20 protein-coding genes are annotated in these 24,542 nt (G+C 61.9%); 3 read left to right on the plus strand and 17 right to left on the minus strand.

Annotation, left to right across the window (positions count from 1 at the left end):
- Window positions 1–89: 89 nt before the first annotated feature.
- The 6 genes from TK06_RS27645 to TK06_RS27670 form a co-directional block, all read right to left on the minus strand.
- Entirely contained in the window at window positions 90–1,520 is a 1,431-nt protein-coding gene (locus TK06_RS27645; RefSeq protein WP_063324618.1) for a hypothetical protein, read from the minus strand.
- A 97-nt stretch (window positions 1,521–1,617) separates the two neighbouring features.
- Window positions 1,618–2,805 (minus strand): cyanate transporter, encoded by a 1,188-nt coding sequence (locus tag TK06_RS27650; protein WP_063324619.1) that lies wholly within the window; start codon window positions 2,803–2,805, stop codon window positions 1,618–1,620.
- Between the two features lie 255 nt (window positions 2,806–3,060).
- Entirely contained in the window at window positions 3,061–3,972 is a 912-nt protein-coding gene (copD, locus tag TK06_RS27655; protein WP_063324620.1) for a copper homeostasis membrane protein CopD, read from the minus strand.
- A 4-nt stretch (window positions 3,973–3,976) separates the two neighbouring features.
- The gene (gene copC / locus TK06_RS27660; protein WP_063324621.1) at window positions 3,977–4,363 is read right to left on the minus strand and encodes a copper homeostasis periplasmic binding protein CopC; all 387 of its coding nucleotides are present in this window, start codon (window positions 4,361–4,363) and stop codon (window positions 3,977–3,979) included.
- A gap of 53 nt (window positions 4,364–4,416) precedes the next feature.
- Window positions 4,417–5,337, minus strand: coding sequence for a copper resistance protein B (locus tag TK06_RS27665; RefSeq protein ID WP_063324622.1), 921 nt, complete (start codon window positions 5,335–5,337; stop codon window positions 4,417–4,419).
- Between the two features lie 10 nt (window positions 5,338–5,347).
- Window positions 5,348–7,165 (minus strand): copper resistance system multicopper oxidase, encoded by a 1,818-nt coding sequence (locus TK06_RS27670; protein WP_063324623.1) that lies wholly within the window; start codon window positions 7,163–7,165, stop codon window positions 5,348–5,350.
- 476 nt (window positions 7,166–7,641) lie between these two features.
- Between TK06_RS27670 and nadA the strand changes: the two genes are divergently transcribed.
- The gene (gene nadA / locus TK06_RS27675; protein WP_063324624.1) at window positions 7,642–8,700 is read left to right on the plus strand and encodes a quinolinate synthase NadA; all 1,059 of its coding nucleotides are present in this window, start codon (window positions 7,642–7,644) and stop codon (window positions 8,698–8,700) included.
- Window positions 8,701–8,934: 234 nt separating this feature from the next.
- Here the strand turns inward: nadA and TK06_RS27680 are convergent, their stop codons facing one another.
- From TK06_RS27680 to TK06_RS27715, 8 genes are all read right to left on the minus strand, one after another.
- Window positions 8,935–9,423 (minus strand): RDD family protein, encoded by a 489-nt coding sequence (locus TK06_RS27680; protein ID WP_063325237.1) that lies wholly within the window; start codon window positions 9,421–9,423, stop codon window positions 8,935–8,937.
- 93 nt (window positions 9,424–9,516) lie between these two features.
- Window positions 9,517–9,729, minus strand: a complete 213-nt coding sequence (locus TK06_RS27685; protein ID WP_063324625.1) for a cold-shock protein — start codon at window positions 9,727–9,729, stop codon at window positions 9,517–9,519.
- Window positions 9,730–10,123: 394 nt separating this feature from the next.
- Complete coding sequence (gene gcvT / locus TK06_RS27690) at window positions 10,124–11,248, minus strand: glycine cleavage system aminomethyltransferase GcvT (RefSeq protein ID WP_063324626.1); 1,125 nt, start codon at window positions 11,246–11,248, stop codon at window positions 10,124–10,126.
- Window positions 11,249–11,287: 39 nt separating this feature from the next.
- A complete protein-coding gene (locus TK06_RS27695) occupies window positions 11,288–12,664 on the minus strand; it encodes an L-serine ammonia-lyase (protein ID WP_063324627.1) in 1,377 nt (458 codons plus the stop codon).
- Between the two features lie 176 nt (window positions 12,665–12,840).
- Window positions 12,841–15,702 carry an aminomethyl-transferring glycine dehydrogenase gene (gene gcvP / locus TK06_RS27700; protein ID WP_063324628.1) on the minus strand — a complete coding sequence of 954 codons (2,862 nt, stop codon included), beginning with the start codon at window positions 15,700–15,702 and terminating at the stop codon, window positions 12,841–12,843.
- Window positions 15,703–15,712: 10 nt separating this feature from the next.
- Window positions 15,713–16,096 (minus strand): glycine cleavage system protein GcvH, encoded by a 384-nt coding sequence (gcvH, locus tag TK06_RS27705; protein WP_063324629.1) that lies wholly within the window; start codon window positions 16,094–16,096, stop codon window positions 15,713–15,715.
- A gap of 424 nt (window positions 16,097–16,520) precedes the next feature.
- Window positions 16,521–18,029 (minus strand): sigma-54-dependent transcriptional regulator, encoded by a 1,509-nt coding sequence (locus tag TK06_RS27710; RefSeq protein WP_063324630.1) that lies wholly within the window; start codon window positions 18,027–18,029, stop codon window positions 16,521–16,523.
- Between the two features lie 129 nt (window positions 18,030–18,158).
- The gene (locus TK06_RS27715) at window positions 18,159–19,064 is read right to left on the minus strand and encodes a LysR family transcriptional regulator (protein ID WP_086936730.1); all 906 of its coding nucleotides are present in this window, start codon (window positions 19,062–19,064) and stop codon (window positions 18,159–18,161) included.
- A gap of 111 nt (window positions 19,065–19,175) precedes the next feature.
- Here TK06_RS27715 and TK06_RS27720 point away from each other — a divergent pair, with 111 nt between their 5' ends.
- Window positions 19,176–20,054: an MBL fold metallo-hydrolase gene (locus tag TK06_RS27720; RefSeq protein WP_063324632.1), complete on the plus strand. Its 879-nt coding sequence runs from the start codon at window positions 19,176–19,178 to the stop codon at window positions 20,052–20,054.
- A 201-nt stretch (window positions 20,055–20,255) separates the two neighbouring features.
- Window positions 20,256–20,870, plus strand: a complete 615-nt coding sequence (locus TK06_RS27725; protein ID WP_063324633.1) for an NAD(P)-dependent oxidoreductase — start codon at window positions 20,256–20,258, stop codon at window positions 20,868–20,870.
- Window positions 20,871–20,920: 50 nt separating this feature from the next.
- Here TK06_RS27725 and TK06_RS27730 read toward each other — a convergent pair whose 3' ends face one another.
- The 3 genes from TK06_RS27730 to TK06_RS27740 are packed head-to-tail and all read right to left on the minus strand — an operon-like array spanning window position 20,921 to window position 24,508.
- Entirely contained in the window at window positions 20,921–21,250 is a 330-nt protein-coding gene (locus TK06_RS27730) for a GlpM family protein (RefSeq protein ID WP_203417451.1), read from the minus strand.
- Window positions 21,251–21,278: 28 nt separating this feature from the next.
- Window positions 21,279–22,607 carry a sigma-54-dependent transcriptional regulator gene (locus tag TK06_RS27735; RefSeq protein ID WP_063324635.1) on the minus strand — a complete coding sequence of 443 codons (1,329 nt, stop codon included), beginning with the start codon at window positions 22,605–22,607 and terminating at the stop codon, window positions 21,279–21,281.
- Window positions 22,604–24,508 (minus strand): sensor histidine kinase, encoded by a 1,905-nt coding sequence (locus TK06_RS27740; RefSeq protein ID WP_063324636.1) that lies wholly within the window; start codon window positions 24,506–24,508, stop codon window positions 22,604–22,606. The genes TK06_RS27735 and TK06_RS27740 overlap by 4 nt, the downstream gene beginning before the upstream one ends.
- Window positions 24,509–24,542: the final 34 nt, after the last annotated feature.

Consider the following 24,542-nt stretch of genomic DNA (forward strand, 5'->3'; position numbering starts at 1 on the left):
TGCCTGGAATTAAGTGTCCCCCCGCCCAGGGGCAGGGAGTCAGCAGTCCTGTCGTGGAGCAGTCGCCATGCTCACGACTGCCAGGGCCTTCAGCCCTTTTTCTCGCCCGACGCGGAGCGATGAGCGCCAGAAATCAGCGCTTCCCATGCGAGCCAACGTCCTGCCTGGATCTGCCATGAGGGCACCCGGCAAGCCCATTCTTTCTGTGGTTTTCTGGCGAATACCGGTAACCGAGGTTTGCGCACAACCTTGCTATTGAGCGTGCTGACACAGAACTTCGAGTAGTTTTTCAGCTCTTTGAGTTCAAGTGACAGCATGTCTTTTGGGCACAGTAACAGTACGTCCCCAAAGGAATACAACTGGAACGCCTCGACTTCTATTTTTTGCGCAGCAACCTGACGTGTTTTCCACATGGTGGCGCTCAGGTCTTGCAGTTTTATCTCTTCTGGCAAGGCGTATCGCTCCGCCGTTTGTTGGCGAACCGATAAGCCTCCTGCTGCGATGTAGGTGATCTGGCTCAAACTGCCCGGCGAAAGTAATGTGAAGGCGCAGAAGGCCAGGATCATTGCGATCAGGCCATTGAAGGTCCGCCTGTAGATGTCCCCCTTGAAACAATGAAATATGACGACCGGTAGCAGGGTGAAGATGAGTGTCAGCCAGGATAGGCCCGCCACGTAGGGGACGGTGTCAGGTGTTTCCCTTTCCATGTATGAACGTATCGTCAGCAGGATTGGAAAGGCGGCGAAGAGCACGGTGACGAATATGGAGATCGAGAGCAGGGTGACGAGCCAGAACTCTTTGCGAGCCCGTACCCACGCCTGTAGCCGCTGCCATTTTTCTTTTAGCCAGCGCCACGCTGGCGTCGTCTTGTTTTTGAGTGCCTGCAAACAGGTGAGCCATTTTTGCAGCCAGGCCTTCCGGGGGCGGGCAGGTTTATGTTGCTGCAGCTTTTTCCGCTTTATTTGTTGATGAGCTGCCAGGCGTTTCAAGCGGGCTCGCTCCAGCCTGGCTTGGACAAGTGTGCTTTTCCTGATGACTCTTTTGAACGGCGTGAATGCGTACATGAGAAAGCACGCAACGAAGACGATCAGGAGCAATGCCGCGAATATCGTCCAGGCGTTCAATGTGGACAGGAAAAAGGTGGCCCAGATGAAGGCGCTAAATCCCACAACCGTGGGGAACACCAGATAGAAAACAATCTTCGGTTGGTTGTCCTTCATGTTTGAAAAAAGCGAAACCGAGCAGCCGAACATCCACGTTGTCGCCCCCAAGATGAACAAATACGACAGCATCAGCAGCAGGACCAGCACGACCCAGACCAACAGTGCAGACTTCACATCGATGGACGGCATGAACAGATCGATTCGTCCAATCGTCCGGGTATAAAGGTACAACGTGACGAACCCAAGCCCTGTCGCGAGCAGGCCTAACGTGACGGTGATCTGGGTCCAATAGGAAAGAATGCGTTTGACGGTGTGCTTGAGCACTTCAGCGAAGGTTCTGTCAGGAATGACGGACAAGGCGTAGCTCCCTTACGAGGTAAAAATCCTGGCAGGTATAGTAACGCCAAGTCGCACCAGCTAAATCTTCAACCTAGCAAGTCCTCCTACTGGAAATTCAGCGGATGTGCTGTCCGTAATGTTTCGGGTCCAGGCGCAATACCATCACCATCATCAACGCCATGACCGCCGTGAGCGACCACCAGGCCCACTCAAAACTCCCCAACTGGTCGCGGATCATCCCGGCAATCAATGGCGAGAGGCCGGCGATGAGATAGCCGACACCCTGCACGAACGCGGTAAGGCCACCGGCCCGGCGTGGGTTGTCCAGGTGGTCGAGGGATACGATCAGGCTCATGGGGAATAGGCCGCCGATACCCAGCCCCAGCAGGCAGGCCCAGAGCAGGCTGAAGCGTTCCGGACTGAGGATCAGGCCGCAGAAGCCGCCGATGATCAGGGCCAGCAGGACGCTCAGGACCAGGCGTTTATCCCGGCTGCGGTTGGCAATAGCCGGGGTGACCAGGCCGGATAACACTTCCATTGCCGTGAGGAACCCCAGCAGCAGGCCAGCGTGCTGTTCGCTCCAGCCCTTTTCCACGTAGTACGGCGCCAGCCAGGCCAGCACGCAGGTGTAGGAAGCGGTGCCCAGGCCAAAGAAAATCGCCAGGAGCCAGGCCCGGGCGTTGCGGGAAAACGCTTCGTGATGCCGGGACGCTGCTTCGGGCAAGGGCGTGATGTTCGAACGCTGGGCGTACCAGCAGCCCAGGGCGACCAGCGCCAACAATGCCCAGATCGCCAGGCCGACGCGCCAACTGCCGGTCTGCGTCAGGACAAAGGGTGAAAACGATGCGGCAATCGCCGCCCCGCCCATGATGGAGGTGACGTACAAGCCCATGAACAGCGAGACGTTGTCGGCGAAGCGTGACTTGATCAGTGCCGGCATCACCGCCTGGATCAAAGCGATCCCAAGCCCGGCCACGATCGCACTGGCGATCAACCCGGCGGCGCTGTCCAGGTACAAGCGCGAGGCCGTGGCGATGCCAATGATCAACAGCGACAGCACGATGGTGCGGTGTTCTCCGATGCGCAGGGCGATGCGCATGCCCAGGAACATCGCCAGGCCCATCGCCATGACGGGCAACATGGTCAGCAGCGAGGCGGTACTGAAACTCAAGGGCACCTCGCCGCGAATGGCCGACAACAAGGGCCCGACCGCTGCCATTGAGGGTCGCAGGTTCAGCGCCACCAAGACGATGCTGACCATCAGCCAGATGGCGTGGGTGGTTGAGGTTCGAATGTTTTCCATGGAGCCGCCTTTGCTGGACAAAAGGGCATTTAGGCTGGGGCGGCCTGTCATGGGCAAACTGAAAACTGGCAGGGGGTATTGAAAAATTAAATGCGGCACGCAATCAGTGAAGGGATCAGAGTTTTTTGTGGCGAGGGAGCTTGCTCCCGCTGGGGCGCGTAGCGGCCCCTTGCGGTGTGTCAGGCAAACCAGGGGGCTGCTTCGCAACCCAGCGGGAGCAAGCTCCCTCGCCACACAATAGTCGTTCACAACCTCCTATTCCATCGCCGGGCTCAGCGTCCCCAGCCACGCCACCAATCCCAGAATGATCACCGCCACACAGAACTCCAGCACCATGCTGCGCCGCAGGGCATTCACCGCAACGCCGTGCTCGCCGGTCTGTCGGGCCTGTTCCAGCAATGGGCTCAGATGAAAGCGGTTCAGCGCGGCGAACACCAACATGGCCGCGAACAAGATCAGCTTGAGCGCCAGTAACTGACCATAAGTGCTGTCCAGCAGCCCTTCGACATTCGGGCCGACGATAAACAGATAATTCACCACCCCCGTCACGCTGATGACCACCACGATCACCGCCCCGGCGGTTTCAAACCCGGTTAACGTCCGGGCCAGTACCGCCAACTGCGGTTCGGTCTGGCGAAGCAGCAGGGCAAACGCGGCCAAGGCCCCGACCCAGCCGCCCGCTGCCCACAGGTGCAGGAAGTCGGTGATGAAGTGCCAGTTGCGGCGCTCACCTTCGTCCATGGCGCCATGCCCGGCCCAGGCCAGCGTCGCCAACGCCACAGCGCCGCCCAGCATGACCAGCCATAGGCTGAGGGTCGGCCAACGTCCATTGAGCGTCGCGGCGACACCGGCCAACAGCAGCGCCGCTATCCGCAGTGTCCAACTCGAGCCGACGTCGGTCTCCAACACCATCATTTCAATGTGCGGCCACAGTTCGACCCAGTCTGAAACACCGCTCATGGCCCAGGCCATGCACGCCATGGCGGCGAAGGACAGCAGTCCGCCCAGCACCGCCGTGGTCACTAGCAGCGGTGTGAAAGGCAACTGCGCGCCCGACGCCCGCTCCTGGCCTCGCAGGCTATAGAGCCCGAACGCGGCCAGGCCGAACAACAACATCAGATCCAAATACAGGGCAAACCGCAGGGCGATGTTGATCGAGTCGCTCATCAACTCACTTCACCTTGAACGTGACGTTACCGGTGATCGGGTGAGTGTCGGACGACACCGCGCGCCACTGGACCTGATAGGTGCCGGCGCTGAGGGGACCATTCGGGACAATGACCATGGTTTTCGGGTCATCGCTGCCGGAGACCTTGGCTGGCATGGGCATGGGCGAATGCGCCGCCATGCCGGGCATCTCGGTCATCATCAGCTTGGCACCGGAAAACTTGGTCATCAGGTTTTCGGAAAAGTGCAGCTCGATCTTTGCCGGTGCCGCACCCTCGGCGCCCTCGGCGGGGGTAGAGGAAAGCAGCTTCGGATGGGCCTGGGCCAAGCCGCTGATCAACAGGCCAGTGGACAGGGCGACAACAGCAACAGCGTTTTTGAGCAATGACATGCAAGGACTCCTACAACGTGGTTTTTTAATTTTGGGTGAAACAGCTCAGCGGGTCAGAACCACATGCGCAGCCCCAATACCAGGCGGGCTTCGCTGCGATCTTCACCTTCTGCGCGGGCGTAGTCGGCGGTGTTGCCGTAGGTCCGGTTCCAGGTGACGCCAACGTATGGCGCGAATTCGCGGCGTATTTCATAACGTAGCCGTACGCCGAGTTCGGTGTCCGACAGCCCCGAGCCGACACCGCGGGCGGGGTCGTTCTTGCCATAGAAGTTGACCTCGGCGGTGGGCTGCAGGATCAACCGATTGGTCAGCAGGATGTCGTAGTCGCCTTCCAGCCGCGCCGCGCTCTGGCCACCTTCGCCGATGAACGCGGTGGCTTCGGCTTCGAAGTTGTACAGCGCCATGCCTTGCACGCCGAAGGCGGCCCAGGTTTGCGCATCGCCCGGCTTGAAGTCCTGGCGTACGCCGGCCACCAGGTCCCACCAAGGACTGATGGCGTGGCCCCACAGGGCCTGAAGTTCCGCCTCGTCGGTCTTGCCGTTGAGGCGTTCACCTTCGGAGCGCAGCCACAAACGGTCGATGTCGCCACCGATCCAGCCGGAGGCATCCCAGCTCAGGGCGCTGCCGTCATCGGCGTCTTGCCACTCCAGCTGGTCGATGAGGAAAAACGAATTGATTGCGCTGTCATGCACCGCGTGTCCGCCATGATCCTCGTAGACGGCGGCGCGATCGGCGGCTGTCAGTTCCGGGATCGGCGTGCGGCTGGTGGTCGGCGCTGATTGCATGGGCTCCATGCCCTGCATCGAGTCCATGCCTTGCATCGAATCCATACCTTGCATCTGGCTATGGTCCATCCCGGGCATCTGGCTGTGATCCATGCCTTGCATGTCGTTGCCCGCCGCCCAGGCCGAGGTGGTGGCGCCGAGGGTGAGGCTGGCAATGAGTGCCATGGGGTATTGAAAAAAAGTGGTCATGGTCGGCTCCTCATTCCTGCACCCGAACTTCACGGAACATCCCCATCTCCATGTGAAACAGTAGATGACAGTGGTACGCCCAGCGCCCGAGGGCATCGGCGGTGACGCGGTAGCTGCGCTTGGCGCCCGGTGGCACGTCGATGGTGTGCTTGCGCACCATGAACTGGCCGTTCTCGTCCTCCAGATCGCTCCACATGCCGTGCAGGTGGATGGGGTGGGTCATCATGGTGTCGTTGATCAGCACGATGCGCAGTCGCTCGCCGTACTTGAGCAGCAGCGGCGCGGCGTCGGAAAATTTCACGCCGTTGAACGACCAGACGAATTTCTCCATGTGCCCGGTCAGGTGCAGCTCGATCGTACGGCCCGGCTCGCGACCGTCGGGGTCGGGGAAGGTGCTGCGCAGGTCTGAGTAGGTCAGCACTTTGCGGCCGTTGTCGCGCAGCCCCATGCCTGGGTCGTCGAGCTTGGGCTTGACGCTCATGGCCTGCATGTCGACCAGGGGGTTGTCTTTCTCGGTGTCGGGGTGCGACAGCATGCCGTCCATGCCTTGTATGGCACCGTGATCCATACCGGCCATGTCGCCCATCCCCTGCATCTGGCTATGATCCATGCCTTGCATCTGGCTGTCGTCCATCCCGGCCATGCCCTGCATCGAGCCGTGGTCCATGCCGCTCATTTGCCCCATGTCGCCCATGCTGCCGTGGTCCATGCCACCCATGCCCATGTCGTCCATGGTCACCAGTGGCCGCGGGTCCAGGGGCGGCACCGGTGCCGACAACCCGGCCCTGGCCGCGAGGGTGCCGCGGGCATAGCCGGTGCGGTCCATGGACTGGGCGAACAGGGTGTAGGCCTCCTGGGTCGGTTCGACGATGACGTCATAGGTTTCGGCCACGGCGATCCGAAACTCATCGACACTCACCGGTTTGACGTATTGGCCGTCGGACGCCACCACCGTCATCTTCAAGCCGGGAATGCGCACGTCGAAATAGCTCATGGCCGAGCCGTTGATAAAGCGCAGGCGAAGACGCTCGCCAGGCTTGAACAGGCCGGTCCAGTTCATGTCCGGCGCCTGGCCGTTCATGAGGTAGGTGTAGGTGGCGCCACTGACATCGGCCAGGTCAGTGGGGTTCATCTTCATCTCGGCCCACATCTTGCGATCGGCCACAGTGCTGGCCCAGCCGTTCTTGCCCACATCGTCAATGAAGTCGCCGACGGTGCGTTTGTTGTAGTTGTAGTAGTCCGACTGTTTCTTGAGCTTGCGAAGGATGTTGCCGGGGTCTTCATCGGTCCAGTCGGTGAGCATCACCACATAGTCCCGTTCGTACTGGAAGGGCTCCGGTTCCCTGGCGTCGATCACCAGCGGGCCGTAGACCCCGGATTGTTCCTGGAAGCCAGAATGGCTGTGGTACCAGTAGGTGCCGTTTTGCCGGACCTTGAACTGATACACGTACATGCCGTCGGGTTCGATGCCCTTGAAACTCAACCCCGGAACACCGTCCATGTTGGCTGGCAGCAGGATGCCGTGCCAGTGGATGGAGGTTGTCTCCTTCAAGCGATTGCGCACCCGCAGGGTGACGGTGTCGCCTTCACGCCAGCGCAGCAGCGGGCCGGGAATGCCGCCGTTGATGGTCTGGGCGGTACGTGGGTTGCCGGTGAAGTTGACCGGGCTTTCGCCGATGAACAGATCGAACTCGGTGCCGCTCAGGACGTTGGGTTGGCCAGGGCTGGTGACCGCCCAGACAGGCGCGCGCCACAAGCCCAGGCCACCGAGGATGCCGCCGGCAGTCAGGCCCTTTACGAAGGTTCGCCGGGAAGTTTTTGTTTGCATGCGATGGAAGTCCGTCAGTCGATTCGCAGCGAGCACTGGGACATTGCCCAGTGCCGGTGTGAACAGAAGATGACATAAGCCGGCTGGGCAGGTGATTACATTTCAGTCAGCTTGCCGGAGGCGCTTATCCACTGGCATGAGCGGACTTTTGTGGCGAGGGAGCTTGCTCCCGCTGGGTTGCGAAGCAGCCCCAAAAAGGCTGGGTACAACGCACCTTGCGCGTCAAAATGATGGATTTTGGGGCCGCTGCGCGCCCCAGCGGGAGCAAGCTCCCTCGCCACGGAGGGCCGCGTCCGGCCCCGGGACCTGGGCACAGGTCAGAATGATCTTTTGCATCGGTGGGATATTCTGTAGCCTTGCCGGCTTCATGCAGTCCCGTGCCTGATTGATACCCACTTTCCCGGCGGTACCCGAGTGGTCCGGAGCCGGGTGTATACTCGACTTTCGCGCTAAACGCGCTTGCAGGTCTTGCGAACATGACGCAAATTTCCGAACGCCTTCTGGTCCAGGCCCACCTCGACGCCAAGCAGCCCAAGCCGCTGAGCGCCGAGCAAGAGGCCTGGTACCGCGCCGCCATCGCCGCCGAGCTCAAGGCTCAGGACGCGGTGCTGGTCGCGCACTTCTACTGCGACCCGATCATCCAGGCCCTGGCCGAAGAGACCGGAGGTTGCGTGTCCGACTCCCTGGAAATGGCCCGCTTCGGCAATGCCCACCCGGCCAAGACCGTGGTGGTGGCGGGGGTCAAGTTCATGGGCGAGACCGCCAAGATCCTCAACCCCGAAAAACGTGTGCTGATGCCCACCCTGGAAGCCACTTGCTCCCTGGACCTGGGCTGCCCGGTGGACGAGTTCTCGGCGTTCTGCGACCAGCATCCGGAGCGCACCGTGGTGGTGTATGCCAACACCTCGGCGGCAGTGAAGGCCCGGGCCGATTGGGTGGTGACGTCCAGTTGCGCGCTGGAAATCGTCGAGAGCCTGATGGACAACGGCGAGACGATCATCTGGGGCCCGGACAAGCACCTGGGCACCTACATCCAGCGCAAGACCGGCGCCGACATGCTGCTCTGGGACGGTGCCTGTATCGTCCACGAAGAGTTCAAGTCCAAGCAGTTGGAGGACATGAAGGCGCTGTACCCGGACGCAGCGATCCTGGTGCACCCGGAGTCGCCGACGTCGGTGATCGAACTGGCGGATGCCGTGGGCTCCACCAGCCAATTGATCGCTGCGGCCCAGACCCTGCCGAACAAGACGCTGATCGTCGCCACCGACCGGGGTATTTTCTACAAGATGCAGCAGCTGTGCCCGGACAAGGTCTTCATCGAAGCCCCGACCGCTGGCAACGGCGCGGCGTGCCGCAGTTGCGCACACTGCCCGTGGATGGCGATGAATACTCTGGAGCGCACCCTCAAGAGCTTGCAGGAGGGTGCCAACGAGATCTTCGTCGACCCGGCGCTGATCCCCCAGGCGATTCGTCCGCTCAAGCGCATGCTGGACTTCACCCAGGCGGCGCGGATGAAGTTGGCGGGGAATGCCTGATTGTTGGGAGGCTTGAGATTTTCGAAGGTCTTGAGGCTTATAGAGGGGCTTGAAGCTTGGGAAGGTCTTGAGGCCTATGAGGCTTTTTGTGGCGAGGGAGCTTGCTCCCGCTGGGCTGCGAAGCAGCCCCTCTTGTCAGCACCCGATATCTTCAGATAGATCGCACAAGCCTCTTACGACTGCTTGGCAGCCGAGCGGGAGCAAGCTCCCTCGCCACGGGGTCTGGTGGTGGCTTTACTTGGTCTTCTTGGGAATCCGCACCAGCTGCGTATCCGAGTAGATGTCATGCCAACTGCGCTTGCGCTTGTCGAACAGCGCCCAGATAAAGCCCAGCCCCACCAGCAGCAATGACGCAATCGATACCACGAACCGCAACAGCGCCTGCCACAGGCTGATGGCCGTGCCATCGGCGTTCTGTACGCGGATGCACCACACCTGCATACCCAGGGTCTGGCCATTGTGGGTCCAGAACTTGGCGAAGAAGCCGAACAGCACGAACAGCAGCACGGTGGACAGCAACGGGTCGCCGTCCAGTGCGCCAGCTTCGGTCAGGGCCCGCATTTGTTCTTCACCGATGATCGCCATCTGGATCATCTTGTAGGCGCCGCTGGTAACGATCAGCAGCGCCGTGCACAGCAAAAAGTCATAGAACATTGCCGCCAGGCGACGGCCCAGGCCGGCGGGGGGGAAGTCGCCCTGGGGCGTGAGCAGGTGTTTGGGCATGACGGTCTCGGACGAAAAAGAAGCCATTTTACGGATTTACGCCCATAAAAAAGCCCCTGATATCAATCAAGGGCTTTTTAGTTCGCGAAAGCCTTAGGCTTCGGCTACAACCTCGTCAGCCTGCATGCCTTTCTGGCCCTGCACGGCAACGAAAGTGACTTTCTGGCCTTCTTTCAGGCTCTTGAAGCCGTTGCCCTGGATGGCGCGGAAATGCACGAACAGGTCCGGACCGCTTTCAGGCGTGATAAAACCAAAACCCTTCTCGTCGTTGAACCACTTGACGGTACCGCTCTGACGTTGAGACATTTTCTTATTTCCTTTGACGCTAAAATTGATGACAGCCTCTTTCGCATGAAAGAGTACTGGGCTGGGTTGCAGGAAAGTAAGAGACGTCGAACGGGATGTAGCAAACTTCATAAGCTACTGCCCAGGTCACGATTCCAAGCGACCCATGCAAACACAGTGACCAAACTCTACGCCAACTACGAATGAAAAAACAACCCCCCGGGGAAGCCCGTATTTGCTCAGCTTGCAGGCATTTACATACATCGCCGGGCGGGGCTTATTCGATAGGCTAGTTCAATTGTTAACGACTGTTATAAGCGCCATTGAATGTCTAAGGATATGCACCTTTTTATGGCGGTTGCGTTACACATTAGTGCACGTATAACGCAATCGCGTTACTTATAGAAACAGTCAATCAACCGCGATAGTAGCGCTGTGGGACGAATGGCATTTTGCTTACAAGTAAAGGCACCTTTTTCCCACGCACGATGGCCCAAACTGGCGTATCCAGGGCGACATAGGCGCTGTCCAGGTAACCCATCGCCAACGGACCGCCCAGGGTCGGGCCGAAACCGCCGCTGCACACCGTGCCGATAATCTCGCCCGCTTCGTTGACGATCTCTGCGCCTTCGCGCACCGGTGTACGTTCCTGGGGCAGCAGGCCGACGCGTTTGCGCTTCACGCCGCCCTGTTGTTGGGCGAACACGGTTTCAGCGCCAGGGAAACCGCCGGCGCGGGCGCCGTCGGCGCGACGTACTTTGGAAATCGCCCACAACAGGCTGGCTTCGATCGGCGTGGTCTCGGTGTTCATGTCGTGGCCGTAGAGGCACAGGCCGGCTTCCAGGCGCAGCGAGTCACGGGCGCCGAGGCCGATGGCCGCGACTTCCGGCTCGGCCAGCAGGGCGCGGGCCAGTTTTTCCGCCTCGGCGGCAGGTACCGAGATTTCGAAACCGTCTTCACCGGTGTAGCCCGAACGGCTGACATAGCAGTCCATGCCCAACAGCGTGACTCGCTGGAACTGCATGAAGGTCATCTTCGCCACGTCCGGCGCCAGGCGCGCGAGCACGGTGACGGCGGCCGGGCCTTGCAGGGCGAGCAGGGCACGGGCTTCGAACAGTGGCTCGATGCTGCACTGCGCGCCAATATGGGCTCGCAGATGGGCCAGGTCCTGGTCCTTGCAGGCCGCGTTGACCACCAGGAACAGTTCGTCATTGCCCAGGTTGGCGACCATCAGGTCGTCGAGGATGCCGCCGTTCTCGTTGGTGAACATGGCGTAGCGCTGCATGCCCACCGGCAGGTCGATGATGTCCACCGGTACCAGGGTTTCCAGGGCCTTGGCGGCGCCTGCGCCGGTCAGGCGGATCTGGCCCATGTGGGACACATCGAACAGCCCGGCCTGGTCGCGGGTGTGCTGGTGTTCCTTCATCACCCCCAGAGGGTACTGCACCGGCATGTCGTAGCCGGCGAACGGCACCATACGGGCGCCGAGTTCGAGGTGCAGCGCGTGCAGCGGGGTCTTCAGCAGTTGTTCGGTGGACATATCAGCTCCTGGAAAAAATGTGGAAGTGAGGCAAGCGCATCAGCATTCGATGATGTTGACCGCCAGACCGCCGCGGGCGGTCTCCTTGTATTTGCTTTTCATGTCGGCGCCGGTCTGGCGCATGGTGCGGATGACTTTGTCGAGGGAAACGAAGTGATGCCCGTCGCCGCGCATGGCCATGCGCACCGCGTTGATGGCCTTCACCGAGCCCATGGCGTTGCGTTCGATGCACGGTACCTGCACCAGGCCGCCGATCGGGTCGCAGGTCAGGCCAAGGTTGTGTTCCATGCCGATCTCGGCGGCGTTTTCCACTTGCTGCACGCTGCCGCCGAGCACTTCGCACAGGGCGCCGGCGGCCATGGAGCAGGCCACGCCGACTTCACCCTGGCAGCCGACCTCGGCGCCGGAGATGGAGGCGTTTTCCTTGTACAGGATGCCGATGGCGGCGGCGGTCAGCAGGAACCGCACCACGCCATCTTCGCTGGCGCCGGGGATAAAGCGCATGTAGTAATGCAGCACCGCCGGAATGATCCCCGCCGCCCCGTTGGTAGGCGCGGTGACGACGCGCCCGCCATAGGCGTTTTCTTCGTTGACCGCCAAGGCGTACAGGTTGACCCAGTCGAGCACCGACAGCGGGTCGCGCAGTGCGGCCTCCGGGTTCTTGCACAGCTGGCGGTGCAACGCCGCGGCCCGGCGCTTGACCTTCAGCCCGCCCGGCAGAATCCCTTCGTTGCGACAGCCCGCCGCCACGCAATCCTGCATCACCTGCCAGATTTTCAGCAGGCCGGCACGGGTCTCGGCTTCGGGGCGCCAGGCGCTTTCGTTGGTCAGCATCACCTGGCTGATGGACAAGCCATAGGTGCTGCAATGGCCCAGCAGGTCCTTGGCACTCTTGAAGGGGAAGGTCAGGGGCGTGGCATCTTCGACGATGCGGTCGGCGCCGGCCGCGCCTTCGTCGACGACAAAACCGCCACCGACCGAGTAGTACTCGCGGCTACGCACTTGCAGCCCTGCGGCATCGAAGGCGCGGAAGATCATGCCGTTGGGGTGAAAGGCCAACGGCTTGCGGATCATCGCCAAGTGCAGCTTTTCATTGAATTCGATGGAGTGTTCGCCGAGCAGGTTCAGGCGACCGCTGCTGCGGATCGCCTGCAGGCGGGCGTCGACGGTTTCGGTGTCCACGGTGTCGGGATGCTCGCCTTCCAGGCCTAGCAGCACGGCCTTGTCGCTGCCGTGGCCCTTGCCGGTGGCGCCGAGCGAGCCGTAGAGCTCGACCTTGACGCTGGTGGTGCAATTGAGCAAGTCATCGCGACGTAGCCCCTCGGCGAAACGGGCAGCGGCACGCATCGGGCCGACGGTATGGGAGCTGGAAGGGCCGATACCGATCTTGAACAGGTCGAACACGCTTAACGACATGGTGTTTCTCCGGTTTCTTTTTATGAGGATCGACGGTTATGAAATGAGGCACAGGCTCCTTTGTGGGAGCGAGCTTGCTCACTCCCACAAAGGAGATGTGGTTTCCTTGAGAAGGTGACCTTCCACAAGGTTCGCGGTGTTGTTGAGAGGGGCGAGCAAACCCGCCCCCCTACAGGTCAAGCGTAGCTTTCGATCGACGGGCAGGCGCAGACCAGGTTGCGATCGCCGAACACGTTGTCGACCCGGCCCACCGGCGGCCAGTATTTACCGTCGATCAACGACGCCACCGGGTACACCGCCTGTTCGCGGCTGTAGGGGTGGGTCCACTCACCGACGATTTCCGCGGCGGTGTGCGGGGCGTTTTTCAGCGGGTTGTCGTCTTTGTCCAGGCTGCCGTTTTCTACCGCACGGATTTCTTCGCGGATGCAGATCATGGCGTCGCAGAAGCGGTCCAGTTCTTCCTTGGATTCGCTTTCGGTCGGTTCGATCATCAGCGTGCCGGCCACCGGGAACGACATGGTCGGCGCGTGGAAACCGAAATCGATCAGGCGCTTGGCCACGTCATCGACGCTGATGCCGCTGCTGTCCTTGAGCGGGCGCAGGTCGAGGATGCATTCGTGGGCCACCAGGCCGTTGCTGCCGGAGTAGAGCACCGGGTAATGCTCTTCCAGGCGACGGGCGATGTAGTTGGCGTTGAGGATCGCCAGTTGCGAGGCGCGCTTGAGGCCGGCGCCGCCCATCATGCGGATGTACATCCAGGTGATCGGCAGGATGCTCGCGCTGCCGAACGGCGCTGCGCAGACCGCGCCTTGCTTGCGTTCCATGCTGGCGTGGCCCGGCAGGAACGGTGCCAGGTGCGACTTGACGCCAATCGGGCCGACGCCTGGGCCGCCACCGCCGTGGGGGATGCAGAAGGTTTTGTGCAGGTTCAGGTGCGAGACGTCGCCGCCGAACTTGCCTGGGGCGCAGAGGCCGACCATGGCGTTCATGTTGGCGCCGTCGATGTACACCTGGCCGCCGTTGTCATGAATGATGCCGCAGATTTCGCGGATGCCTTCTTCGAACACGCCGTGGGTGGACGGGTAGGTGATCATCAGCGCCGCGAGGTGTTCGCGGTGCTCGATGGCCTTGGCCCGCAGGTCTTCGATGTCGACGTTGCCGCGGGCATCGCAGGCGGTCACGACCACGCGCATACCGGCCATGTGGGCGGTGGCCGGGTTGGTGCCGTGGGCCGAGGACGGGATCAGGCAGATGTCGCGACGGTCTTCGCCGCGGCTCTGGTGATAGGCGCGGATCGCCAGCAGGCCGGCGTATTCGCCCTGGGAACCGGCGTTGGGTTGCAGCGACACCGCGTCATAGCCGGTGGCGGCGCAGAGCATGGCCTCCAGCTCGTCGGTCAGTTGCTGGTAGCCAGCGCTCTGCTCGGCCGGGGCGAACGGGTGCAGGGCGCCGAACTCGGCCCAGGTCACCGGGATCATTTCGCTGGCGGCGTTGAGTTTCATGGTGCAGGAACCCAGCGGGATCATGGTGCGATCCAGGGCCAGGTCCTTGTCGGCGAGCTTGCGCAGGTAGCGCATCAGCTCGGTTTCGGAGTGGTAGCGGTTGAACACCGGGTGGCTGAGGATCGCCGATTGGCGCACCAGCTCGGCCGGGATATGGCTTTGCACGCTGGCGGCCAGTGCCGCGAAGTCCGGCACGGCCTTGCCGTCGGCCATCAGGTTACCTATCAAACGGAGCAGTGCTTCGACGTCAGCCTGGCTGGTGGTCTCGTCCAGGGACAGGCCCAGGCGTTCAGCGTCCACCACACGCAGGTTGATGCGCTGTGCGCGGGCCTTGTCGTGCAGGGCAGCGGTTTGCGCGCCGGTGCGCAAGGTCAGGGTGTCGAAGAAGCTCTCTTGCTCGACGCTCAGCCCTAGCGCGCCCAGGCCCTTGGCGAGGATCGCGGTCAGGTGATGGATGCGATTGGCAATTTGCACCAGGCCCTTGGGACCGTGGTACACGGCGTACATGCTGGCGATGTTGGCCAGCAGCACCTGGGCGGTGCAGATGTTGCTCGTGGCTTTCTCGCGGCGGATGTGTTGCTCGCGGGTCTGCATCGCCAGGCGCAGGGCCGGTTTGCCGAAACGGTCCACGGAAACGCCGACCAGGCGGCCCGGCATGTCGCGCTTGAAGGCGTCCTTGGTGGAGAAATACGCCGCGTGCGGGCCACCGAAGCCCAGCGGCACACCGAAGCGCTGGGCGCTGCCGATGGCCACGTCGGCGCCGAATTCACCGGGTGGGGTCAACAGGGTCAGGGCCAGCAGATCCGCGGCCACCGCTACCAGGGCGTTGGCCGTGTGGAAGCGTTCGGTCAGTTCGCGGTAGTCGAACAGGTCACCGTTACTGGCCGGGTATTGCAGCAGCGCGCCGAAGAAACCGCTGACGTCGCTCAGTTCGCGCTCATCGCCGACCACCACGTCGATGCCCAGGGGCTCGGCACGGGTGCGCAGCACGTCGAGGGTTTGCGGGTGGCTGTGCACGGAGGCGAAGAAGGCGTTGCTGCCCTTGTTCTTGCTCAGGCGCTTGCAGAAGGTCATGGCTTCGGCGGCGGCGGTGGCTTCGTCGAGCAAGGACGCGTTGGCGATCGGCAGGCCGGTAAGGTCGCTGATCAGGGTCTGGAAGTTCAACAGTGCTTCGAGACGGCCCTGGGAAATTTCTGGCTGGTACGGGGTGTAGGCGGTGTACCAGGCCGGGTTTTCCAGCAGGTTGCGCAGGATCGGTGCCGGCGTGTGGCAGTTGTAGTAGCCCTGGCCGATGTAGGTCTTGAACAGTTGGTTCTTGGCGGCGATGGCCTTGATCGAGGCCAGTGCATCGGCTTCGCTCTGGCCGTCGCCCATGTCCAGCACGCTGGTGCCCTTGATGCTTTCCGGGATGACGCTGGCGCTCAGGGCTTCCAGGGAGTCGTAGCCCAGGCGCTCGAGCATGGCTTGCTCGTCGCTGGCACGCGGGCCGATGTGGCGGGCGATGAATTCGTTGGCAGTGCCGAGATTAACAGTCATGTGGCGCTCCTCAGGCTTCGGCGTTGGCTTTGATCAGGCGGTCGTAGGCGTCCTGATCCAGCAGTTGGCCAACGGCAGCGGCGTTGACTGGCTTGAAACGGAAAAACCAGCCATCGCCCAGGGGATCTTCGTTGACCAATTCCGGATTGCTTTCCAGGGCCGGGTTCACCTCGAGCACTTCACCGTCCAGTGGCATGTAGACACCGCTGGCCGCTTTCACCGATTCCACGGTGGAGGCTTCGGCACCCTTGTCGTAGCTTTGCAGTTCCGGTAACTGAACATAGACCACATCGCCCAAGGCGTTCTGGGCAAACGCAGTAATACCGACAGTAATGCTGCCGTCGGCTTCGGTGCGCAGCCATTCGTGATCTTCAGTGAAACGCAACTCGCTCATGGAAACTCCTGGGGCCAGATTCGTCTGGTGGACGCGAAGAAAGGCGCGGGGCTTGGCCCGGCCGAATGCTAATACCCATAGCAAGAATGCGGCCAATGTTAATAAGTGCTTATATATCAATGACTTGATTGGTTTTGTCGAAACTTGGATCGACTTCGCTGTAGCGAAATCGCTACAGCTGGGAGGCTGGATAAAATCGTTGTGGGATCAAAGCCTTGCGCAGCGCTGCTTGGCGATGAGTGTAGCGATATCGTTCCACTGTAGCGCTTTCAGTACAGGTGGAGGTCGTTTTTGACATGATTTCGACCCAACTCAGAACCCTGTGGGCGCGTGCTCGCGATAGCGGTGTGTCAGTCAACCTATGGCTGACTGGGCTACCGTCATCGCGAGCAAGCTGGCTCCCACAAGGGGGACTGCGGCGGGTTTATGGCTTTCCGGAAATCCCGTACTTGCGCAACCGATGGGCAATCGCGGTGTGGGACGTTTGCAGGCGGCTGGCCAACTGGCGGGTGGAGGGGTAATTGACGTAGAGGCTTTCGAGCAGGTGCTTCTCGAAGTTTTCCACGGCCTGTTCCAGGCTTTCGACTTCCACATCGCCCTGGCGTGCGACGGAGGTGCCGGCGATGTCCAGGTCGCCGATGTCCACCAGGCTGCTTTCGCAAATGGCGGCGGCGCGGAAGATCACGTTCTGCAATTGCCGCACGTTGCCCGGCCAACGGTTGCCCAGCAGGGCCGGGTACGTGCCGGGGGCCAGGCGGCAGACCGGGCGCTGGATCTGCGCGCAGGCCTGCTGCATGAAATAACGCGCCAGCAGCAGGATATCCTGGCCGCGTTCACGCAGCGGCGGGACTTCGACATTGAGCACGTTCAGGCGATAGAACAGGTCTTCGCGGAACGAGCCCTCGCTGACCATTTTCTCCAGGTTGCGGTGGGTGGCGCTGAGGATCCGCACGTTGACCTTGATTTCCCGGTCGCCGCCCACCCGGCGGAAGCTGCCATCGTTCAAGAAGCGCAGCAGCTTGGCTTGCAGGTACGGCGACATCTCGCCGATTTCATCGAGGAATACCGTGCCCTGGTTCGCCAGCTCCATCAGCCCCGGCTTGCCGCCTCGTTGCGCGCCGGTGAAGGCGCCGGGGGCATAGCCGAACAGTTCGCTTTCGGCCAGGTTCTCCGGCAATGCCGCGCAGTTCAGGGCCAGGAACGGTGCGCCATGACGGGCGCTGATGGCATGGCAAGCCCGGGCCACCAGTTCCTTGCCGGTGCCGGTTTCGCCCTGGATCAGCAGCGGTGCGTCCAGCGCCGCGACGCGCTGGGCCCGGGCCTTGAGGGTGCGGATCGCCGGGGATTCGCCCAGCAGCGCGTCGAAGCCTTCGGCGTGATCGTGATGCAGTGCCGACAGGCGCTCGCCGATGCGGTTCGGCTGATACAGCGTCAGCAGCGCGCCGGCATCGGTGATGGGCGTGGCGTCCAGTAGCAAGGTCTGGCCGTTGAGGGTGATTTCCCGCAGCGGCAAGCGAAAACCGTTCTCCAGCAAGGCGTCCAGCAGTGCCTCGTCACCGAACAGCTCGGCCACGCTTTCCCCGGCCGGTTCACGCCCGTACAGGGCAATCAGCGCCGGATTGGCCAGCAGCACCTTGCCGGCACTGTCCAGGGCCAGCACCGGGTCGGTCATGGCCGCGAGCAAGGCATCGAGCTGCAAGTGCCGCCGCTGGCCCGGCAGGATGTCCACCACGGTGACCGCCTGCACGCCGCGCACGCTGAACAGCGCCTCGCGCAACTCGTCGAGCACTTGCGGGCTGAGGGTCGGGGCGTCGATGTAGACGTTGGGCGGCACCATCTCCACCGCATCCAGGTTTAGATTGCGTCCACCGAGCAAGGCCAGGACTTCCTGGGTGATGCCGACGCGGTCGATGAAACTGACGTGGATACGCATGGGGCGATGGGTTCTGGAACTCGGAGGGCCGCAAGTATGCCTTGGGGCGGGCTATTGGTGAAATCCTGGTGCAACTCTTGAGAAACACACCGAACTCCCACAGGGGGACGGTGGTGAGGCGAATATGTTCTACAACCCCACATCCCACTCCGGTACCTCGGGAAATTTCTGTACCAGGAAATCCAGCAGACTGCGCAGCGCCGAGGGCATGTGCTTGCGTGAGGCGTACACCGCGTACATGTTCATCCGGCGGGGGGCGGCGTGGGGCAGCAGGCGGATCAGTTCGCCGTTCTTGATATGGGCGCCGGCCTGGTAGCTGGGCAGCATGGCCACGCCGGCACCGGCTATCGTTGCCTGAAGCAATGTGCTGGCTTCGTTGGCGCTGATATTACCTTGCACCGGCACCGAGACCTGCTCGCCGTCCTGCTCGAAATGCCACAGGCTCTTGCCGACGTAGGAGTGGGTCAGGCAGTTGTGTCGGCTCAGGTCTTCCACTCGCAGCGGTGTCGAGTGCTCGCGCAGATACTGTGGCGAGGCGCAGATCACCGAGCGGCAGACCGTGAGGCGACGGGCAATCAGGTTCGGGTCCAGGTCGTTGCTCATGCGGATCGCCAAGTCGATGCGCTCATCCACCAGGTTCACGGTGCGGTCGAGCATCTGCAGGTCGACGCTCACCCCTGGGTAGCGCTTGACGTATTCGGCCATGGCGCTCGCCAGTTGGGCCTGGCCGAACGAGGTACTGGCACTGATGCGCAACATGCCCCGTGGCGCATCGTCCGGGGTGCTGACGGCGGCTTGCATTTCGCCGGACAGTTCCAGCATCTGCCGGCACCGCGGCAGGATCTCGGAGCCTGCGGCCGTCAGGCTCAGCTTGCGGGTGGTGCGGTGCATCAGCCGGGCACCGACCCAATCCTCCAGCTCCGCCAGATACCGCGACACCACCGGCCGCGACAGGTCCAGATGCTCGGCCGCCGCCGACTGACTGCCCAGGTCCACCACCGTGACGAACACCCGCATTGCTTGTAGACGATCCATGATCTGCCCGATTTCAGAAACAAACTATGTTGGATCATCGCATTTTTTGAAATGAATCAGGTCACTAAGCTTCGTCTCATTCCCTTCGGGCTTTTGGACAATGGAGCACCCATGACCGCATTCACCCCACTCAAGCGCCTGTTGCTGGCGACCGCCTCGCTGGCGTTCGCCGCACACACCTGGGCTGCGGACCTGACGTTGGACGTCTACAACCCAGGGGCGGCAGCGATTTTTCCGGTGACCTCGGTATTGGTCAGCGGCGAGAGGGAGGCGATCCTGGTAGACGCCCAGTTCGGCAAGTCCCAAGCCGTGCAGGTCGTGGAAAAGATCCGCGCCAGCGGCAAACAACTGACCACGATCTACATCAGCCATGGCGATCCAGACTACTATTTTGGTCTGGAAACCCTGGTTGCCGCGTTTCCTGAGGCCAAGGTGCTGGCGTCCGCACCGACTGTCGAGCACATCACGCAGACCATGGATGGCAAGCTGAAATATTGGGGGCCGATCCTGAAGACCGATGCCCCGGCCAAAGCCATCGTGCCCCAGGTGCTCAAGGGCGACAGCCTGACCCTGGAAGGCCAGCGCTTGCAGGTCGTCGGCCTCGATGGCCCACAGCCGGACCGCAGTTTCGTGTGGATTCCGTCGATCAAGGCGGTGGTTGGTGGTGTCGTGGTGGCCGAGAACATTCATGTGTGGATGGCTGACACCCAGACGCCGCAGTCTCACAAGGATTGGCTGGCGACCCTCGCCAACATTGAAAAACTGCAACCGGGTACGGTGATTCCAGGTCACTACTTGGGTGACAGCGCCCGTTCCCTGGCCCCGGTGCGCTTCACTGCCGATTACATCAGGGCTTTCGACGAAGAAACCGCCAAGGCCAAGGATTCCGCCGCGCTGATCCGTGCCATGAAACTACGCTATCCGGACCTGGGTGAAGACAGCTCCCTGGAACTCAGCGCCAAGGTTGCCAAGGGCGAAATGAGGTGGTGAACCACAGTTTGTAATGCGAGCACACAGTTGTGGCGAGGGGATTTATCCCCGTTGGACCGCGAAGCGGTCCTGAGAAGGCTGATCAAGTTACATCAGGCCTGCTGCATGTGATGCATTAGGGGACTGCTTCGCAGTCCAGCGGGGATAAATCCCCTCGCCACAAGAGCATGTATTCAACATCGCTAATCACTGGAGAACACCATGAGCAAAATCGCAATCATCGGAGCCACTGGTCGCGCCGGCAGCCAATTGCTGGAAGAAGCCCTGCGCCGTGGTCACAGCGTGACGGCCATTGCCCGCAACACCGCGAAAATCGGTGAAAGGGCTGGTGTGGTCAGCAAGCAACTGGATGTATTGGACAGCGAGGCGTTGACGGCGGCGGTGACCGATCACGATGTGGTGATCAGCGCGACCCACTTTGCCACCGTGCCGGCAGACAAGGTCATCGCGCCGCTGAAAGCCGCTGGGGTCAAGCGTTTGCTGGTCGTCGGTGGGGCGGGTTCGTTGTTGCTGCCGGATAACAGCCGTGTGATCGATAGCGATGGCTTCCCGGAGGAATACCTGGCCGAAGCCAGTGCCGGAGCATTGTTCCTGGACGTACTGTGCCAGGAGCAGGACCTGGACTGGACCTTCCTTTCGCCTTCGGCGGAGTTCGTCGAAACCGAGCGCACGGAGCAGTTCCGTCTCGGCAAGGATCACTTGCTGTTCGACGCCGCCGGCCGCAGTTGGATCAGCTTTGCCGACTACGCCATCGCGATGATCGATGAAGTGGAAACACCGCAGTTTTCGCGCACACGGTTTACCGTCGGGTATTGATCGGGCGCTTTCGCGAGCAGGGTGGCTCCCACATGGGGGCCACAGTTTATTTAGCCATGGACTCTCACCCAGACGCTGACCAGCACCGTCGCGGCCATCAACCACGCCACCGCCGCCACGGCCAGGGACGCCTCCAGGCGCATGCGGTCGACCATCACATACAGCGTCACCAGGTAGACAAAGTACGGAATGATCGACCACATCCCAAACACGATGGTGGTCTTCAGGTCATCCACCGAACGGCCCTTGCCGACGATGTAATGGGCAATCAGGGCGAAGGTCGGGAACAGTGGCACGAGCCCGGCGATGTAATAGTTCCTGGTCTTGGCCAGCATTGCCAGGATGACCACCACCGCTGCACCGAGCGCTGCCTTGAAAATCAGATCCACAGGTTTCCCGCCCAGTTGATTAATGGCTCAAGCCATATTTTTTGACTTTGTCGAACAGCGTGGTCTTGGCCATGCCCAGCTCCTGGCTGGCCTGGGTCAGGTTGCCGCCGCTGCGTTGCAGGGCGTCCACCAGCAGGTTGCGCTCGAAGGCTTCGACTGCTTCGGCGAAAGCCAGGCCCTGGTTGCCGCCGCTGGCACCGGAGCGCTTGAACGCCGGCAGGCCCAGGGCGTAACGCTCGGCGACGTTGCGCAGTTCGCGTACGTTGCCCGGCCAGTCGTGGCTCATCAGGTTCGACAGGGTCTGGTTGTCCAGCTCCGGCACCGTGCGGTCGAAGCGCAGGGACGACTGCTGGAGAAAATGCTCGAACAGTTGCAGGATGTCTTCGCGTCGCTCGCGCAAGGGCGGCAGTTCCAGGGTCACCACGTTGAGGCGGTAATACAAGTCGCTGCGGAACTGCCCGGTCCGGCCCATTTCGTCCAGGTCGGACTTGGTGGCGGCGATCACCCGGCAATCCACGGCCACGCTCTGGTTCGAACCCAGGCGCTCTAGGGTGCGTTCCTGCAACACGCGCAGCAACTTGATCTGCAACGGCAGGGGCATGCTTTCCACTTCGTCGAGAAACAACGTGCCGCCATCGGCGTGCTCGATCTTGCCGATCCGGCGTTTGCCGGCACCGGTAAAGGCATTGGCCTCGTGGCCGAAAATCTCGCTTTCGAACAGGTTCTCTGGCAGGCCGCCGCAGTTCAGTGCGACGAACTGCTTGTCGTGGCGTCGGCTGAAGTCATGCAGGCAACGGGCGACCAATTCCTTGCCAGTACCGGTTTCACCTTCGATCAGCACGTTGGCCGAGGTGTCGGCGACGTTGGCGATCAGCGCGCGCAGGTGCTGCATGGCGGGCGAGCGGCCGATGATCCGGCCTTCCAGGGAATCGCGTTCGGCCAATTGCCGACGCAGCGACGACACTTCCCGGGCGAGGCTGCGCTGCTCCAGGGCACGGCGGGCGACGTCCACCAGGCGTTCAGGGGAGAAGGGCTTCTCCATGAAGTCATAGGCACCTTTTTGCATGGCGCCGACGGCCATGGAGATGTCGCCGTGGCCAGTGATCAGCACCACCGGCAAGCTGCGGTCCCGCGCCTTGAGTCGGGTCAGCAGTTCCAGGCCATCGATGCCCGGCAGGCGAATGTCGCTGATGACGATGCCGGCAAAGTTATCGTCGACGCGCTCCAGGGCCTCTTCGGCGCTGCCCACGCCGATGCAGGGAATGTCTTCCAGGGTCAGTGCCTGCTTGCAGCCCAGCAGGACATGGGGGTCGTCTTCGACGATCAATACGCTCAGGTCGTTGTTCATAGCGGCTCGGCAGGTAAAAGGCTTACCAACGGTAAACTGAGGACAAACGTGGTTCCACTGCCCTCGACCGGGTGTTCGACGCCCAGGTAGCCACCCGTGGCGGCGGCCAGGCTGGCGGAAAGCGTCAGGCCCAGGCCCAGGCCTTGTTCGCCGGGTTTGGTGGTGAAGAAGGGTTCGAACAGATGCTTGCGTGCTTCTGGGTCAATGCCATGGCCGTTATCCCGCACGCGCAGGCGATACTTGCCATCGCCGGCCTGGCCTTCGAGCCAGAGCTGTGGTTCGGGTTGCGTCTGCATGGCGTCCAGGGCATTGCCGATCAGGTTCACCAGGATCTGCTCCAGGCGCGTCTGGTCAATTTGCACCTGGACGTCGTCGAAGCTGGAATGAATCTGGATGTTCAAGCTTTCAAGACGAGCGCCCAGCAGTTGCAGCGCGGCCTCGACTCCATTGCCGAGGCTGGCCTGGCCCTGGTCGTCCCCACGCCGGGCAAAGGAGCGCAGGCTGGCGGTGATCCGGCCCATGCGGTCGATCAAATCGTTGATGGTCTTGAGGTTGGCGCTGGCGATATCCAGCTGGCCGCGTTCCAGGAAGCGCACGGTGTTGCCGGACAAGGTGCGCAGTGCCGCCAGCGGCTGGTTGAGTTCGTGGGCGATGCTGGTGGACATCTGGCCGATGGCAGCCAGTTTTCCGGCCTGGACCAATTCGTCCTGGGCCCGGCGCAAGGTCTCTTCGGCCTGTCGCCGCTCGCGGATCTGGCCCTTGAGTCGTTCGTTGCTGGCGCGCAGGTCGGTGGTGCGTTCGGTAATCCGACGCTCGAGCTGGTTGTTGGCTTGCTGCAAGGCTTCCCGGGCTGCGAGACGGGTGGCGATGACCTTGCGCCGTTCGTTCCAGGCGATCAACAGGAATGCCACCAGGGCGAAGGCCACGGCCACCAGGATGCCTTGGTTGATCGCCTGGCGACGCAGGTCTTCAAGTGGGGTCAGCAGGGTGAAATTCCATGGTGTATCGCTCAAGGGCCGGGTCTGCGACAAGTAGCTGATGGCGCGCTCGTCGGACACCAGTTCGCTGTTGGCCGGGAATGTCAGCTTCTCCATGCCTTCGGCTAGGCGTTCCCGGGCCAGGGGCACCAGTTCATTGAGCGGGAACCAGTAGTACTGCAGGCTGCGGGCCAGGCGTTCCTTGGTGTCGTCGCTCAGGGGGCGAACCGACTTGAGCCGTCGCGCCGGGTCGCTGGACAGGATAATGATGCCGTTCTCATCACTGACGAACGCCTCCAGCCGCGCACGCTGCCAGCGTTCCTCAAGGGCTTCGAGGCGTACCTTGACCACGGCGACGCCGATGATCTTGCCTTGTTGTTCCAGGCCATGGGCCAGGTAGTAGCCGGGTTCGCCGTTGGTACTGCCGATTCCGTAGAAGCGCCCCGGCTGGCCGCGCACGGCATTCTGGAAGTAGGCACGGAAGGACAGGTCTTCGCCCAGGTAACTGTCGACATCGCGCCAGTTGCTGGTGGCCATCACCCGGCCGGTGGTGTCCATCACGTAGATGGCCCGGCTGCGGCTGCGACGGTTCAGGCCTTCGAGGTATTCATTGACGATCTTGCGGTGCTCGGGTGTCGGGTCGTCGAGCAGTTGCGAGACACTTGACTCAAGCTCCAGCAGGCTGGGCAGGTAGGTGTACTTGCTGATCTCGCTCTCGACCGCACGGGCGTGCAGTTCCAACTGGCGCTCGCCATTCTCGGCGAGGCCACGTACGCCATAGTGCTCGCTGATCCAGAAGCCGAGGTAACCCAGGCCGATCATCAGGGCAATGACCAGTGGCGGCAGGAACAGATGGCGGATCAGGCGGGGTTTCACGGCGAGTGATGGCGGCGCGGCGCGATAGAGGGTGGGGTCGCATTTCATCACAGAAGCCTTGGGTCAACCAGTGTGGCGGCGG

The sequence above is a fragment of the Pseudomonas fluorescens genome (assembly GCF_001623525.1).
In the GTDB taxonomy this organism is placed as follows: Bacteria; Pseudomonadota; Gammaproteobacteria; order Pseudomonadales; family Pseudomonadaceae; genus Aquipseudomonas; species Aquipseudomonas fluorescens_Q.